This is a genomic window from Myxococcus dinghuensis (assembly GCF_024198235.1).
Lineage (GTDB): Bacteria > Myxococcota > Myxococcia > Myxococcales > Myxococcaceae > Myxococcus > Myxococcus dinghuensis.
The window spans coordinates 82548-97756 of record NZ_JAKCFB010000015.1 but is presented as its reverse complement, the minus strand read 5'-3'; the positions used below and the strand labels follow the sequence as shown (position 1 = coordinate 97756).

The window sequence follows — 15209 nt, the reverse complement described above, 5'->3', positions numbered from 1 at the left end:
CACCCCGGTAGGGCATGAATGTCGCGGTCGAGCCCACGGGCTCCCGTGACGTCGCCCCACCCACCCCGACGGAGTTCCGACACACCCGCCGGCTTCCCGACCCGGCCCACCGGCTGGAGCGCGGACACGCTCGGAGGGTGGGCACGGGGTCAGGCGCCGCGGGGGCTACTTGTCGAGCTCGTCCACCAGGGCCGTCCAGTCGTCGTCCTCCTTCGCAGCGGCGGCGGGGAGCTGGACGACCATGGTCCGGTCGGTGGGCTCGGACTCCTCGCCCAGGCCCACGGGGGCGGGAGCGGGGGCGGCCTTTGCGGCCTTGGCGGCGGGAGCCGGCCTGGCGGCCTTGGGGGCGGCCTTGGCGGCGGGGGCCGGCGCGGCCACGGCGGCCGGGGGGATGGTCTGGTTGAGCTGGGTGCGGATGGCCAGGTCGTCGTCGTCCGCGGGCGCGGCCTTGGCGGCCTTCGCGGCGACGGGGGCGGGCGTGGCGGGGGCCTTGCTCTTGAAGCGCGCCAGCTCCAGCTCGGCGACCTTGAGTGCCTTGCTCTTCTCCTGCACGGACTGCTGCAGGCGGGCGACCTCCTGGGCCTTGATGGCGTCGCGGCGCTCCAGCTCCGCCTTCTGCTTGGCGGAGAGGTCCTCAAGCTCCTTGCTCTGGCGGGCCTCCAGGTCCTTGCGCTCCTTCTGGGCCGTGGCGAGCCGGGCGGCGGCCTCGTTGGCCTTGCCCTCGGCGGCGGCGACCTTCGCGTTCAGCTCCTTCTCCGCGCGGGCCTTGGCGCCCTGGGCGTTCTCCAGCGCGAGCTCCAGGTCCTGCGCCTTCTTCGCCCGGGCGGCGACCTGTCCCTGCAGGTCCTTGGCCTTGGCGTCGGCGTCGGCGGCGTTCTTCTGGGCCTCCTGGGTGAGCTGGGCGATGCGCTGCTCGGCCTTGGCGAGCTTCGCGGCCAGTTCGTCCGCCGCGCGCTTGGCGTCCGCGCGCTCCTGGGCCGCCGCCTGGGTCTGCTGCTGGAGGCGGGCCTCGGACTGCTGGAGCTGGCTGGCCACGCCGTCGCGCTCCTGGCCGAGCTTCTGGTGGGCGGCGTTCGCGGCGCGCAACTGCTCGTCGCGCTCGCCCAGGGCCTTCTTCGCCAGCTCGAACTGGTTGTTGAGGCCGGCCATCTGCTGGCCCAGGCCGTCCGCGTGGCGCTTGGCGTCGGCGGCCTGCGTCTGGAGCTTCGTCTCCAGGGCCTTGAGCTGCTCGGTGCGGGTGGCGACCTCGCGGTTGAGCACCTCGGCCTGACGCATCTTCTCCTGCGTCACCTGGGTGAGCTTGCGCAGCGTGTCCGACAGCTCCTTGCCCTTGGTGGCCAGGTCGTTCGAGAGCAGCTCCTCGCGGCGCTGGGACTCCTCGGTGAGGGTGTCCAGGCGCTCCTTGAGGGTGGCGCGCGCGTCCTCCACCTGCGCGAGCTGCGAGGTCAGGTGGGTGACCTCGGCGACCTTCGCGCCCAGCTCGTGCTTGGTGATGGTGAGCTGTTCGCCCAGGTCCTCGACCTGGTTGCGCGTGTCGTTGAGCGCGGCCTCGAGGCTCGCCTGGTTCGCGGCGGCCTGCTGCCGGGTGGCGGCGTGGCCCTGCTGTTCGCGGGCCAGGTGGTCGCGGGTCGCGGCCAGCGCCTCCTGGGTCTGCATCAGCGTCTGGCTGGTGGCCTCCAGCTCCGAGCGCAGCCCGTCGCGCTCACCCGTGAGCGATTCGATCTGCGCGCTCGTCTCGGCCGCCAGCTTCTCGTGCGCGGCCCGCTCGGCCTCGTAGTTGCCCAGCGTCTCCGACAGCTCGCCGCGCAACTGGCCGATCTGCCCGGTGAGGTCCTGCTCCAGGGCGTCCTTCGCCTGGGACAGGGCGTGCAGCTCGGCGGTGCGCTGGTCGCGCTCGTCCGTGGTGCGCGCGAGCGCGTCGCTCGTGTCCTGGAGTCGGGCGCGGGTGTCGTCCAGGTCCGCCTGGAGCGCGTCGCGCTGGGCGGTGGTGGTGCCGAGCTGGTCGCGCGTCTCCTCGAGGGTGTCCTGGGTCTGCGCGAGCGTCTGGCTGGTGGCCTCCAGCTCCCCGCGCGTCTCCGCCAGCGAGCCCTCGGTCTGCGCCAGGCGCGCCTGGGTGTCGGCGAGGGTGGCCTCGGTGCGGCCCAGCGTGTCCTGCGTCTGGGCGAGGGTCTGGCTGGTGGCCTCCAGCTCGCCGCGCGTGGTGGACAGCGCCTCTTCCGTCTGCGCGAGCCGCGCCTGGGTGTCGGCGAGGGTGGCCTCGGTGCGGCCCAGCGTGTCCTGGGTCTGCGCGAGGGTCTGGCTGGTGGCCTCCAGCTCGCCGCGCGTGGTGGACAGCGCCTCTTCCGTCTGGGCCAGGCGCGCCTGCGTGTCGGTCAGCGTCTGGCTGGTGGCCTCGAGCTCGCCGCGCGTCTCGGAGAGCGACTCCTCCGTCCTGGCGAGCAGGCCCTGCGTCTCCGAGAGCTGCTGCTCGGTGCGCGACAGGGTGTCCTGGGTCTGCGCGAGCGTCTGGCTGGTGGCCTCCAGGTCTCCGCTGAGCTCGGAGATGCGCTGGTCTCGCGTCGCGACGTCGCCCTGGAGTCCCTCGATGGTGGCGTCGCGCTGGGCGACGGTGTCCTCGAGGTCCGTCACCCGGCCCTGGAGCTGCTCGCCGAGCCGCTGCGCCTCCTCCAACTGCTGCGTGAGGGCCTGGATCTGCCCGGTGAGGTCCGCCTCCTGCTCGGCCTTGGCCGCGCGGAGCTCCTCCAACTGCTGCGTGAGCTCCTGCTCCAGCGCGTCCTTGGCGATCTGCAGCGCCTGGAGCCGGCCGGTGAGGTCCTCCTCGAGGTCATTCTTGGCCTCGGTGAGGGCCTGGAGTTCGCCGGTCAGCTCGGCCTCGCGGTCCGCCAGATGCGTCTTGACGGCCTCGACCTCACCCTCCAGCTCGCCGATGCGCTCGAGCTGCTGCTGGATGGTGGAGTTGAGCTCGGCCTCGGAGTGCTCGTTCCGGGCGATGGTCTCCGACAGCTCGCGGTCGAGCGTGGAGATCTTCGCGTCGCGGTCCTCGACGCGCTGGTTGAGCTCCGCCTCCTGGGCGTCCTTGTCCAGCCGGAGCTGATCCCGCTCGCTGGTGGTGCGCGCGAGGTCGGATTCCAGGTCCGCCACCTGCTGGCCGAGGCGGGCCTCCATCGCGTCGCGTTCGGCGCTCAGCCGGGTGATCTCCGCGTCCGCGCGCGTGCCGTGCTCCTCGGCGGCGGCGGCCCGGGTCTCCAGGCCGCGCACGGTGGTGTCGCGCTCCTGCTCGGTCTGCTGCAGCCGCTCCTGGAGGGCCTGGATCTCCCCGTCCAGTTCGGCGTAGCGCTGGTCGCGCTCGCTGACGGTGCGGCCCAGCTCCGCCTCGAAGTCGTCGCCGCGCTTGCCCAGCCGCGCGCTCTCCGTCTCCTGGGCGCGCAGGGCGTCCTGGAGCTTCTGCTCCTTGACCTCGAACTCGAGCGTCACGACGCCGAGGTGCTTCTCCAGCTTGTCGTGCTCGTTGCGCAGGGTGTCCAGGTCCGCGCCGCGGCGGGCCAGCTCGTCCTCGCGGTTGTGGACCTCCTTGCGCAGGAGGTTGATGTCCTTCTCCTTGGAGGCGACGACCTCGATGAGGTCCTTCTCCGCCGAGAACTTCTGGAGGAGGAGGTCGTCCACGGTGGCGCCGTGCTCGCGCTCCTTCTGGAGCATGGCCTGCTGGGCCTCGTTGAAGCGGCGCAGCAGGTCATCCACCTGCATCTTCAGGCCCTGCAGCTCCACGTCCTTCTCGTGGAGGCGGTCCTCTCCGGACAGCAGCTCGCGCTCGCGGACGCTCCAGATCTCCGACAGGCGGGCGAGCTGTGCCTCGCGCGTCTTCAGCTCGTCGCGGAGGATCTGGATCTTCCCCTCCGGCGTGCCCATCAGCTCGCGGCGCGGGGGCGGGCGCTTGAGCTGGCGCGATTCGGCGAGCAGCTCCGCCTTGCGGTCGGCGATGGACTGGAAGGCGCGGTCGAGGAAGGCGCGGTCCTCTTCCGTCATCGCGCTGCGGCGCTCGCGCTTGGGGAGCTTGGGCGGCCCTCCGGCGGTGGTGCGCACGGCGGGCATGGGCGGCGGGGCCTCGCGCGGGGCGTTGCCGGCGAGCGCCGCGTCGAGCGACGCGTCCGACTCGTCGCTCCCCGGGGGGACGATGCCCGTGCTGAGCGACGCCAGCTCACCCATCTCGAACGGGATGACCAGGTAGCCGTCCGCGGCGCCCGGCGTCTGGCGGTGCTGCGTCAGCCCCTCGACGCCGGTGTCGGAGGAGAGCAGCAGGACCTTGAGGTTCTGGCCCCACTTGCCCTTCTTGATCTGCCCGCACAGCGTGAACCCGGATTGATCCGGCAGCTCGGCTCGGAGGACGACGAGATCCGGTCGGCGCTTCTCCAGCTCGCGCTGCGCATCCGTGGCCGTCGCCGCCATGGCTGTCTGATAGCCCGCGCTCTTGAGCACGGTCGCCATGCTGAGGGCGAAGTCGTTCTGGCTTTCAACGATGAGGACGCGGCGCTCCATGAAGCCCTTTCACCCGGAAAAAGTGCAGTGAAAACCGCGACATCCTACTGGGCGGGCTGGAGGCTTGGAAAGTTTCCGGTGGGGGCTCGGTTGGCTGCTTCACGACCCCTTGCCGCGAACGGCGCCTTGTTTACCGGGCGACGGCGGGAGGCGGGGTGGATCCGTGTCCTCGTCCCGCCCCGGGAAGGTGGTGGGGGGCGTGTGCCGGGCGAACCGGGTTCCCTCGGGGGGGCAATACCCGTGGGCGAGGTGGGCGAACCACGGGTTGAGCGTCGAGGAGAGCGGCTCCGGGGCGGGGCCCTCGTCCTCGCCGGGGGCTTCGTCGATGGCCGCGTCGGGCTCCGCCTCCTGGAGCTCGTCGTCGTCGATCAGCCGCGCGGCCCCGCTGACGGAGAGCTCGGCGTCCTCCACCTCGTCGCTGCTGATCTCATCCGGCTCGTCCAGACGTGGGCGGGAGTGGGGTGGGGTAGGGGCTCCCTCCTCGGCCTCGTCGATGGCGTGGGCCTCGTCCTCGGAGATCTCCTCGGGCTCGTCCTCGGGCTCGTGCGGCGTGGCGCCGGTGGCCTTGTGGACGGGGAGGCCCGAGCGGGGCGTGGCGTCGTTCACCGGCTCGAGCTTCGGAGGTCCGTCGATGGACATGAGGCGCGGAGGGCGCTGACGGGGGACGGGCGGGGGCGTCGAGGCACGCGGCGGCAGGGTGGGCGGGCGCTCCGTCTCGTTGGGCGTGTGGCGCGGACGGAGGACCGGCGGCGCCCGCTCCGAGTCGGCGTGGCCGCTGTTCGGCGTGAGGACGGGCGGCGGGCGCTCCACCTCGCTGGTGGTCGAGCGTGTCGAGGCCACCCGGACGTGTTCGGGGGGCGTGACCTGGCGCACGATGGGCGGGAGTCGGTCGCCGTCGAGGGCGGAGCGTGAGCCGGAGCGTTCCGAGCCGAGGGCGGAGCGCGGGCCGGAGCGCTCGGCGTCGGCCCCCGTGCTGGCATCGCGACCCGCGTGGCGTTCCGGGTCGGGCGCGTATGTGGGAATGCGGACAGAGGCCCGTTCGGAGTCGGTGCCGACGGTGCTCGTGCGTCCCGAGGGGCGCTCGACGTCCGTACCGCTGGCGCCCGCGCGGGCCGACGGTCGTTCGGAGTCGGTGCCCACCGTGTGGGTGCGCCCCGAGGGACGATCCGGATCCACGGAGGATGCGCCCTTGGTCGGGGTAGTCAGCGGCGACATGCGCCGCGAGGGCGTCTCCACTCGCGAGGACGTGCTGCGGCTCGAGAGGATCGACCGCGTCGGCACGATGGGCGTCGGCGACGGCGCCTCGTCGTGATCCGGCGTCCCGTGCGTCCGCGCACCTGGCGTCTGTGCCGTGGTCAGGTCGCGGGAGGGCGGTGCCGGCACCTTGACGCTGGACGGGGAGGTCGCGCTCTCGTCCCGCATCAGCGAGGCCGGGACCTTGATGATGGGCGTGGGTGAAGGGGGCTCGTCGAGCGGGAGGGGGGCCGGGGCCTTGACGATGGGCGTCGGAGCCGGGGGCTCGTCCCGCATCAGCGAGGCTGGGCCCTTGATGATGGGCGTGGGAGAGGGTGGCTCGTCGAGCGGGAGCGGCGCCGGGGCCTTGACGATGGGCGTCGGAGCCGGGGGCTCGTCCCGCATCAGCGAGGCCGGGCTCTTGACGATGGGCCTGGGTGAAGGGGGCTCGTCGAGCGGGAGCGGCGCCGGAGCCTTCACGATCGGCGTGGGGGACGGGGGCTCGTCGAGCGGGAGGGGGGCCGGGGCCTTGACGATGGGCGTGGGCGACGGCGGTTCTTCGCGCTCCGAGCGAGGCTCGTCGAGCGGAAGGGGCGCGGGCGCCTTGACGACCGGCGTGGGGGCCGGGGGCTCGTCGAGCGGGAGCGGCGCGGGCGCCTTGACGACCGGCGTGGGAGAGGGTGGCTCGTCGAGCGGGAGGGGCGCGGGCGCCTTGACGACCGGCGTGGGCGAGGGCGGCTCTTCGCGGGTAATCGCCCAGTCGCCCCTGCCGGGCGTGGGCGGCTCTTCACGGGTAATCGCCCAGTCGCCCCTGCCCGGCGTGGGCGGCTCTTCGCGGGTAATCGCCCAGTCGCCCCTGCCCGGCGTGGGCGGCTCTTCGCGGGTAATCGCCCAGTCGCCCCTGCCGTGCGTGGACGAAAGCGCGTCATCGCGCGTCAGGGCACCGTTGCCCCTGCCATGCGTGGACGAAAGCGCGTCATCGCGCGTCAGCGCACCGTTGCTCCTGCCATGCGTGGACGAAAGCGCGTCATCGCGCGTCAGCGCACCGTTGCCCCTGCCGAGCGTGGACGGAGGCGCGTCCTCATGCTCCTGCGAGTCACTCCCTCGGATTGTGTTCGGAGACGGGTCCTCGTGAGTCGGCGCGGTCGTCCCCTTGGCCTCATGCGCGGAAGACTCCTCTCGCATCTGCGCGGGGGCACTCCGGCCGTTGCGGTGCGTCTCTTCGCGCGTGTGCGATGCCGCGTTCCTGGCGCTGTACGGTGCGCTCTCGTCGTGTGCTCGCGAGCCCGCCGCCGAGGCGCCCGCTCCGGGAGACTCCGGCTCCTCGAGTGGAGGCGGCGCGGGGGCCTTCACGACAGGCGTCGGAGACGAGGGCGCTTCCGATGAAGTCGACGCCAGCTCCCCCTCATCCGCGAGGCCTTCGCGCTCATCCGGGGGAGGGGCTTTCACCACGGGGGTCGGTGACGACGGCGTCTCCGAGGCGCGAACGTCGCCTTCATCCTCCATGGAATCCCGCGGGTGGCCGCGTCGGGGCTCGATGGGGGTGGGGGCGGGAGGCTCGTCTCCGAGGGCGGGCCCCTCGGCGCTCGTCGAAGCGGCCTGTGCTTCCTCCGACCTGCGCTGGTGGGCTTCGCCGTCGCCGGGCTGCGCTTCGTCCCGTCCCTCCGCGGTGGCCGCACGCATGGGCGTGAGCGGCGTCGGGTCCGCGCCGAGCGCGATCGGCGTGCCCACCACGACATCCTGGACGCCATCCTCCTCCGCGCTCTCGGCCTCCGAACGGGCCTTCGTGGAGGTCGCGGCGGGGGCCTGAGCGGCGCGCTCGCGCAGCGGCAGTCCCATCACCACCGGCATCTCGACGGGCCGTCCATCCGGCTCCGTCTTCACCAGCCGCGTGTCGAGCCCGTCCTCCAGCGCCAACCCCATCACCACCGGGGCGTCATCGGTCGGGGGCTCGTCCTTCGCGGGCGCGGGCGCCTTCTCCACGGGCACGTCGCGCTTGTCGGGCTGGGGAATGCGAACGCGCCCGCTGTCCGGTGGCGCGAGCGTGGCCAGCCGGCTCGTGGGCGTGCCCGTCACCATGGTGGGGGCGGGGAGATCGTCCTCGCTCGTGGTGGGCACCGGGCCGACCCGCTTCTCCAGGAGCGAGTCGTAGAGGTCCAGCAGTTGTCCGCGGATGATGCCCGCGTCGAGCGCCGCCTCGGCGTGGGCCCTCGCGCGGCGGCCCAGCTCCACGCGGCGGGGGATGTCTCGCGCCAGCTCGATGATCCGCTCGGACATCGCCCGGCTGTCGCCCGGGGGGAAGAACACGGCCGTGTCCTCGGGGATGAGTTCGCGCGTGACGGGCAGCTCCGCCGCGATGACCGGCCGGCCCGCGGCGAAGTACTCGGACACCTTCGCCAGGGGGCCGCCCTGCAACCGGTTGCGCTCCACGTCGTCGAGCGGCAACACGCCCGCGTCCGCCAGCGCGAGCACCTTGGCCACGTCGTCGTGGTGCACGGGGGCCTGGAACTCCACCCGGTCCTTGAGCCCCAGGTCCTTCACCAGGTCATCGAGGTGGGGTTGCCAGTCGGGGTGCTGCGCGCCCACGAGCGTGAGGCGCACGTCGACCTGCTCGCCCGCGAGCGCCACCGCACGCAGCAGCGTGGGCAGGCCCTGCCACCCGACGTGACTGCCCAGGTACATCAACCGGAAGGGGTCGCCATCCGGCGCGCCCAGCACGTCCGGCTCGAAGGGCTTGAGGTCCACCGGGGCGCGCACCACGCGCACGGATTCCTCGCTGGCCCCCAGGGACTGGATGTATGCGCGCGTCGTCTGCGAACCGGTGATGACGAGGTCCGCGTTCATCAGGCAGAACAACTCCTGCCTGCGCACCTTCGAGAGGAAGCGGCGGTCGCCCTCGGTCTGCGGGTGCGTGTAGCGCAGCTCCTGGGAGGGGAAGGTCTGCGCCTCGTAGACGAGGCGGTAGCCGTAGTCCCCCTTCAACTCGCACAACGCGTAGCCCCCGAACGGGTCGGTGAAGTGGGCCAGCGCGTAGTCCTCGCTCTCCAACTGCCTGCGCACCGCGCGCTCGAAGGCCTGGATTCGCGACGCCAGGTCCCCCGAGCCCACTGGCACGCGCAGCAGCCGGGCGCCTTGATACTTCTCGATGTGGGAGTGGTCAGGCGTCTTCGCCGACAGCACCACCACGGAGAAGCGGTCCGGCAGCGCCTTGAGGTACTCGGTCACACGGCGTGACGATCCCGACGGACCGGGGATGACGTCGAAGCTGCACAGGAGCAGTCTGGGCAGGTCGCTCAAAGCGGGGGCAGAATACCGGGCTGTTTCCTGGGTGTCATCGGGTGAGGTGGAGGAGTGGGGTCGGGCGACGAACACATCGGAATGCCGGCACGTTGACCCTCCTCGTCCGGCGACCTAAAGGCGACCGTGTCTATGGACGACCTCAAGAGCGTGACCGTCGGTTCCCTGAGGGAACTGGCTCGGAAGCACCTGGGGAGCGACTACCGCAAGCTCAAGAAGAGGGAGTTGATCGCCGCGCTCGTGGCCTCCGTGCCCCAACTCGCGCGGCTCGCCCGGTTCCTGGTCGTCTCGGAGCTGCGCAAGCGCTTCGAGGACGGGCGGTCGCATTCCCCGTCCGACTCCCAGCCTGGCATGTCTCAGCCGCCCGGGGCTCACCCGAACGGGGGGGCGCCCCACGACGAGGCCACGTCCGCGCCCATCCCTCCCGCGCCATCCCCCGGCGAGCACTCCGGGAGTGGGCGCGTCTCCGCGCCCAGTCAGACGGCGGCCAGTCAGGCACCGGAGCCCACGAGAGAGACCCATTCCGCACGCCCCGCGCACGTGGTGACGTTTCCAGCCAAGCCTCGTGCCAGCCGAGAGTCCCTCATGCCGTCGCAGTCCGAACCCCCTTCCGCCTCCGTGGAGAAATCCTCCGAGGTTGAAGTGCCTCCCATCCAGCATGTCGCCGAGCCCGTGGTGGAGGGGTTCTTCGTGGCGCGCGTGCGTGGGGAGGCCGAGGTCCGCCGGCATCACCTCCAGGAGTCGACGGCGCAGGCGAACGTCTCCGAGCGGCTCGATCTGGATGGCGGGGGGGCTGGCGACCTGCCGGGTGAGTACCTCGACGACTCGGTGCTGTTGTTCGTTCGGGATCCCCAAACGCTGTTCGCGCTCTGGGACTTCAAGGTGGCCACGCGCGTCCAGGCGCAGCGGGAGTTGGCGTCGCCCAGGGCGGTGCTGCGGCTCTTCGATGGTGCATCGCTCGTGCGCGAGGTGGACTGTTCGCTCGACTCGCGCGGCTACTACCTCCATGACCTGCCCCCCGGACGCACGTACCGCCTGGAGGTGCATTTCGTCGCGGCGGATGGGCGGACCCGGCGAATCGGGCCGTCCAGCAACCAGGCGTCCCTTCCTCCCACGGGCGTGTCCACGGACACGACCCTCCGCTTCATGACCTTGCCCGGCCCACCGCTGGAGGCCGAGCTGTCGGGCCCCGGTGCGTCCGTGTCTCGGGTCGAGGAGCGTGAGTACGTCACCTGGCGCCGCGTTCCCCTGCCGGGAAGCGAGGGCTCGCGGCTGGTGCCGGAGGTCCACCTTGAGCGCGTCGTCCTCGAACTCGAGGGCGCGCGAGCGGTCGAGGAGGTCGGAGGCGAAGCGGCCGCCCTGCACTTCGGTGGCGTCACGCGTCCACCGGGGGCCTCGGACCAACGCTACGAGGTGACGCAGCGGTACCTCGAGGCCCGGGAACGTGCCCCCGGAGCCTCCGAGCAACACCTGGTCGTCGGAGACCGTGTGCGCGCCGGGGTGTCCCAGCCCTCCGCCCCGCGCGCTCGGGAGTACCTGTCCGTGGCGCGCGGGCCGGGTGGGGCGTCGGACCTGCGCTACGAGACGGTCGCGTCACCACCTCCGACCGCGGTGGGGCCGTGGTCCCTGCATCGCTATCTGGACCTGGGCACCCTGCGGCCTCGTGGCGCCTCCGACATGCGCTACGCGGTGGCCACCGAGGTGGGCGGACGGGACGCCAATGCCCGAGGTCCATCCCCCCTGGGGTCGGCGGCCCCACGAACGCACGACGTGCCTCCACGCTCCTCGGGGGGGACGGAGCTCCGGTACCTGGAGATGCCCGTGCGCGTCCCCGGCGCCTCCGAGGCACATCCGGGCCGCGGTGGCTCCCTGGCACCGGACACGTCGAAGGACGGCGCGGCCACGCCGCGCGACGCCGCGACGGACCGGGGGGACCTGACTCGGCCCGGTGTCTCCACGTCCATGCCTTCGTCCTCGGCGGAATCGACGCACCGCGAAGCACCGCCTCCGGTGGACCACATCCTGGAGGCCGGCTACTTCGAGTCACCGCCCCCCGCGTCCCGGCTCCTCGTGGCCGAGGTCTCCGTCCCGGTGGCCGTGGCTCCCGAGGCGGCTCGGGTCACGCCGGCGAGTCCTCGAGAGCCCGTCACGGAAGCGACCGCCGTGGCGCCGCTCTCCGGGGCCTCGGCCCTGAGGCTGTTCGAGTCCGCGGCGCGCGTCCCGGGCATGTCGGACCTGCGTTACTTCGAGGCGCCTCCCCGTGCCATTGGCGCGGAGGATACGCGTCCCGTGGCGCCGCCCGCTCCCTCGACGAAGCCCTCGCAGTCGTCCTCCCCCAAGCGCAAGCCACCCTCGGGCCGTCGCCGCCGGTAGCAAACCCGACGCATCCCTCGACCGCCTATGAGCCTGGGCTCCCTGTCTCTCGTCCTCCATGCACACCTGCCGTTCGTGCGGCACCCCGAGCACGAGGACTTCCTCGAGGAGGATTGGCTCTACGAGGCCATCTCGGAGACGTATCTGCCACTGCTGGGCGTCTTCGACCGGCTCGCGGAGGAGGGCGTTCGCTTCCGGTTGGCGATGACGCTCTCGCCCACGCTCATCACCATGCTGCGCGACGAGCTGTTGATGTCGCGCTACGCCCGCAAGCTGGACCAGCTCTGCGAATTGGGGGAGCGCGAGGTCCACCGGACCCGTGACGACGCCACCTTCGGTCGGCTGGCGCGCTTCTATCGGGACCACTTCCGAGCGCTGCGTGTCGCCTTCCACGACCGCTATCGCGGGGACCTCGTCGCCGCGTTCCGGAGACTCCAGGACGCGGGCTACCTGGACATCCTCACCTGCAACGCGACCCACGGCTTCCTGCCGCTCATGCAGCAGGTCCCCGAGGCGGTGCGAGCGCAGGTGATGGTGGCCACGGCCCACTACCGGGGCGCCTTCGGCAGGGACCCCGCGGGTATCTGGCTGGCCGAGTGCGGCTACTTCCCCGGGTTGGAGCGCGTGCTGGCCGCCGAACGCATCCGCTACTTCTTCGTCGACACGCACGGCCTCACGGACGCGGTGCCCCGCCCGCTGCACGGCCCCTACGCGCCCATCTTCACCGAGGCCGGCGTCGCGGCCTACGCGCGCGACCCGGACAGCAGCCAGCAGGTCTGGAGCGCCGAGCACGGCTACCCGGGCGACCCGATGTACCGCGAGTTCTACCGGGACATCGGCTGGGACCTGGACCTGGACTACATCCGCCCGTTCATCCAGCCGACCGGAGACCGCAAGAACACCGGCTTCAAGTACTTCCGCATCACCGGCAAGACGCAGGACAAGCAGCCCTATGCGCCGGAGGCCGCGCGGGAGCGGGCCGTCCTCCACGCCGGAGACTTCCTCGTCCATCGCCAGCGGCAGATCGAATACCTCGCGTCGCGGCTGTCGGGGCGCAGGCCCGTCGTGGTCGCGCCGTACGACGCGGAGCTGTTCGGACACTGGTGGTTCGAGGGGCCCTGGTTCCTGGAGGCGCTCCTGCGCAAGGCCGCGCGGGAGCAGCAGACGTTCGACCTGGTGACGCCGGCGGACGACCTGCGCGACAACCCCGAGAACCAGGTGGCCACGCCGCCCATGTCGTCGTGGGGCGCGGGGGGCTACGCGCGGATGTGGCTCGACGAGAGCAACGACTGGCTCTACCGCCACCTGCACCACTGCGCGCGGAGGATGGTGGAGCTGGCGAGGGACTTCCGGGAGCCGGACGCGCGCCAGCGCCGGGCCCTCAATCAGGCGGCGCGAGAACTGTTGCTCGCCCAGGGGTCCGACTGGGCCTTCATCATGAAGACCGGCACCATGGTGGAGTACGCCCGGCGACGCAGCCGGGAACACGTCCAGCGGTTCCTCCGGTTGCACGACCAGCTCCGCGCGGGTTCGGTGGACGAAGCCTGGCTCTCCCAGCTCGAGTCCCGGGACAACGTCTTTCCAGAGCTGGACTATCGCGTCTACCAACCCGCGTGACGGCGTCTTCCACCGTGTTTCCGCCCGGTCCCGGAGTGGGTTTGGCTTGCGGGGCCGCGATTCGGCTTTAGCTTGGAGTGCATATGAACCGTTCGCTCGTTCCGTTCCGGAGGACCCTGGTCGCCGCGTTGCTCCTCGCCTTGCCGCAGGCGACGCTCGCGCAGGCGCCCGCCGCGGCCCCGTCGGCGCAGGCCGGCAACCTCCAGCCCGCCACCCGCGAGGCCCAGGCGCTTCCGTCGTTGGCTCCGCTGGTGGAGTCGGTGAAGACGGCGGTGGTCAACGTGGACGTCCAGGCGAGGGGCGGGGGCGGCATGCGGGGTTCGGAGGACAACCCGCTGTTCGACCGCTTCTTCGGCGGAGGCCGGGGGCAGCGGGAGCCGCTGCGCCAGGGCGCGGGTTCGGGGTTCATCATCGAACCGTCCGGTATCGTGCTCACGAACAACCACGTCGTGGAGGACGCGGTGTCCATCACGGTGCGGCTGGACGACGGCCGCTCGTTCGCGGCCTCGGTGGTGGGGCGTGATCCGCTCACCGACGTGGCGCTGGTGAAGATCAAGGACAAGGTGGACGGGCTGCCCACGGTGAAGCTGGGTGACTCCGACGCGCTGCGGGTGGGGGACTGGGTGGTGGCCATCGGCAATCCGTTCGGTCTGGCCTCCAGCGTGAGCCTGGGCATCGTCTCCGCGCGGGCGCGCGACATCGGCGCGGGGCCCTACGACGAGTTCCTCCAGACGGACGCGGCCATCAACCCGGGCAACTCCGGCGGTCCGCTGTTCAACATGCGCGGCGAGGTGGTGGGCATCAACACGGCCATCGTCGGCGGCGGCACGGGCATCGGCTTCGCGGTGCCGAGCAACCTGGTCAAGGCGCTGGTGCCCCAGTTGGAGAAGGAGGGCTCCGTCACGCGCGCGTGGTTGGGCGTGGGCATCCAGGACCTGACGCGCGACCTGGCCGGCGCGCTGAAGCTCCCCGTCACGGAGGGCGCCATCCTCACACAGATCAACCCGAACTCTCCCGCGTCGAAGGCGGGGCTCAAGGCGGACGACGTCGTCACCGCCATCGACGGACAGCCGGTGACGTCCGGCGGCCAGTTCACCCGCACCGTGGCGCTCAAGCGGCCGGGCAGCGTCTCCACGCTGACCGTGTTTCGCGAGGGCAAGAAGCAGGACGTGAAGGTGACGCTCGGCACGCGCCCGGACCTGGAGGGGGTCACCAACAAGAAGCCGCAAGGGGAGGAGGAGCAGCAGGAGAGCTCTCGGCGCGTGGGCGTCAGCCTGAAGACCCTGGACGCGCGCACCGCCCAGCAGGCCGGCTTCAACGACCGGCAGGGCGCGCTCGTCACCGACGTGATGCCCGGCTCGCCCGCGGACCGCGCGCAGCTCGAGGCGGGCATGGTGGTGGTGGAGGCCAACCGCAAGCCCGTGAAGAGCGCCCAGGACCTGGCGGAGGCGATCCGCTCCGCGTCCTCCGGCAGCACGCTGCTGTTGCGCGTGGCGACCCCCGGCGGCGCCCGCTACCTGCGCGCGCTGCGCGTTCCGTAGCGGGGGAGGGGAGACGGAAGGTGAGCGTCGACTACGTCGCGCTGGGGGACAGCACGGCCGTGGGGGTGGGGGCCCGTCGGGGCGGGGGCTATCCGGAGCGGCTCGCCTCCCGCCTGCGGAAGGACGGCCTCTCCGTGGGACTCACCAACCTGGGGCAGAGCGGTGCGCGCATCCGCGACGTCTTCACCGGACAGGTCAAGCCCACCATCGCGGCGCGCCCCACGCTGGTGACGCTCGGCGTGGGGACCAACGACATCTGGCGGGGCACGTCCCTGGAGGACTTCCGGGACGACCTGGACCGCATCGCCCGGCGGCTGAAGCAGACGGGCGCCCCACTGGTGGTGGTGAACATCGCGGACATGGCGCTCGCGCCCGTGGCCCGGCTGGTCCCCAGCGCCTTGTTCGAGGGCCGCATCGAGCCGTTCAACGCCGCCATCGCGGAGCTGGCGCGCGCGCACGGCATGCACCTGGTGGACCTCTATTCGGCCAGCCGGGAGACGTTCCCCGCCAATCCAGGCTTCTTCTCGCAGGACGGCTTCCACCCGTCGGACGAGGGCTACGACGCGTGGGCGGACCTGATGCTGCCCACGGTGCGCACGCTCGTGTCGCGCTGAG

General features: G+C 72.0%; 6 protein-coding genes. 4 read left to right on the top strand and 2 right to left on the bottom strand.

Features of this window, described 5'->3' with window-relative positions:
* Window positions 1-165: 165 nt before the first annotated feature.
* Together LZ198_RS20715 and LZ198_RS43835 are read right to left on the bottom strand one after the other, a co-directional pair.
* Entirely contained in the window at window positions 166-4533 is a 4368-nt protein-coding gene (locus tag LZ198_RS20715; protein ID WP_253973747.1) for a response regulator, read from the bottom strand.
* A 99-nt stretch (window positions 4534-4632) separates the two neighbouring features.
* Window positions 4633-9021 carry a glycosyltransferase gene (locus tag LZ198_RS43835; RefSeq protein WP_456094076.1) on the bottom strand — a complete coding sequence of 1463 codons (4389 nt, stop codon included), beginning with the start codon at window positions 9019-9021 and terminating at the stop codon, window positions 4633-4635.
* Between the two features lie 174 nt (window positions 9022-9195).
* Between LZ198_RS43835 and LZ198_RS20705 the strand changes: the two genes are divergently transcribed.
* The 4 genes from LZ198_RS20705 to LZ198_RS20690 all read left to right on the top strand — a co-directional run bounded on the left by LZ198_RS20705 (window position 9196) and on the right by LZ198_RS20690 (window position 15208).
* Window positions 9196-11436: a DUF4912 domain-containing protein gene (locus LZ198_RS20705; RefSeq protein WP_253973830.1), complete on the top strand. Its 2241-nt coding sequence runs from the start codon at window positions 9196-9198 to the stop codon at window positions 11434-11436.
* Between the two features lie 27 nt (window positions 11437-11463).
* The gene (locus LZ198_RS20700) at window positions 11464-13053 is read left to right on the top strand and encodes a glycoside hydrolase family 57 protein (protein ID WP_253973745.1); all 1590 of its coding nucleotides are present in this window, start codon (window positions 11464-11466) and stop codon (window positions 13051-13053) included.
* 83 nt (window positions 13054-13136) lie between these two features.
* Window positions 13137-14594: a trypsin-like peptidase domain-containing protein gene (locus LZ198_RS20695; RefSeq protein ID WP_253973744.1), complete on the top strand. Its 1458-nt coding sequence runs from the start codon at window positions 13137-13139 to the stop codon at window positions 14592-14594.
* A 20-nt stretch (window positions 14595-14614) separates the two neighbouring features.
* A complete protein-coding gene (locus LZ198_RS20690) occupies window positions 14615-15208 on the top strand; it encodes an SGNH/GDSL hydrolase family protein (RefSeq protein WP_253973743.1) in 594 nt (197 codons plus the stop codon).
* The last annotated feature ends 1 nt before the right edge of the window (window position 15209 follow it).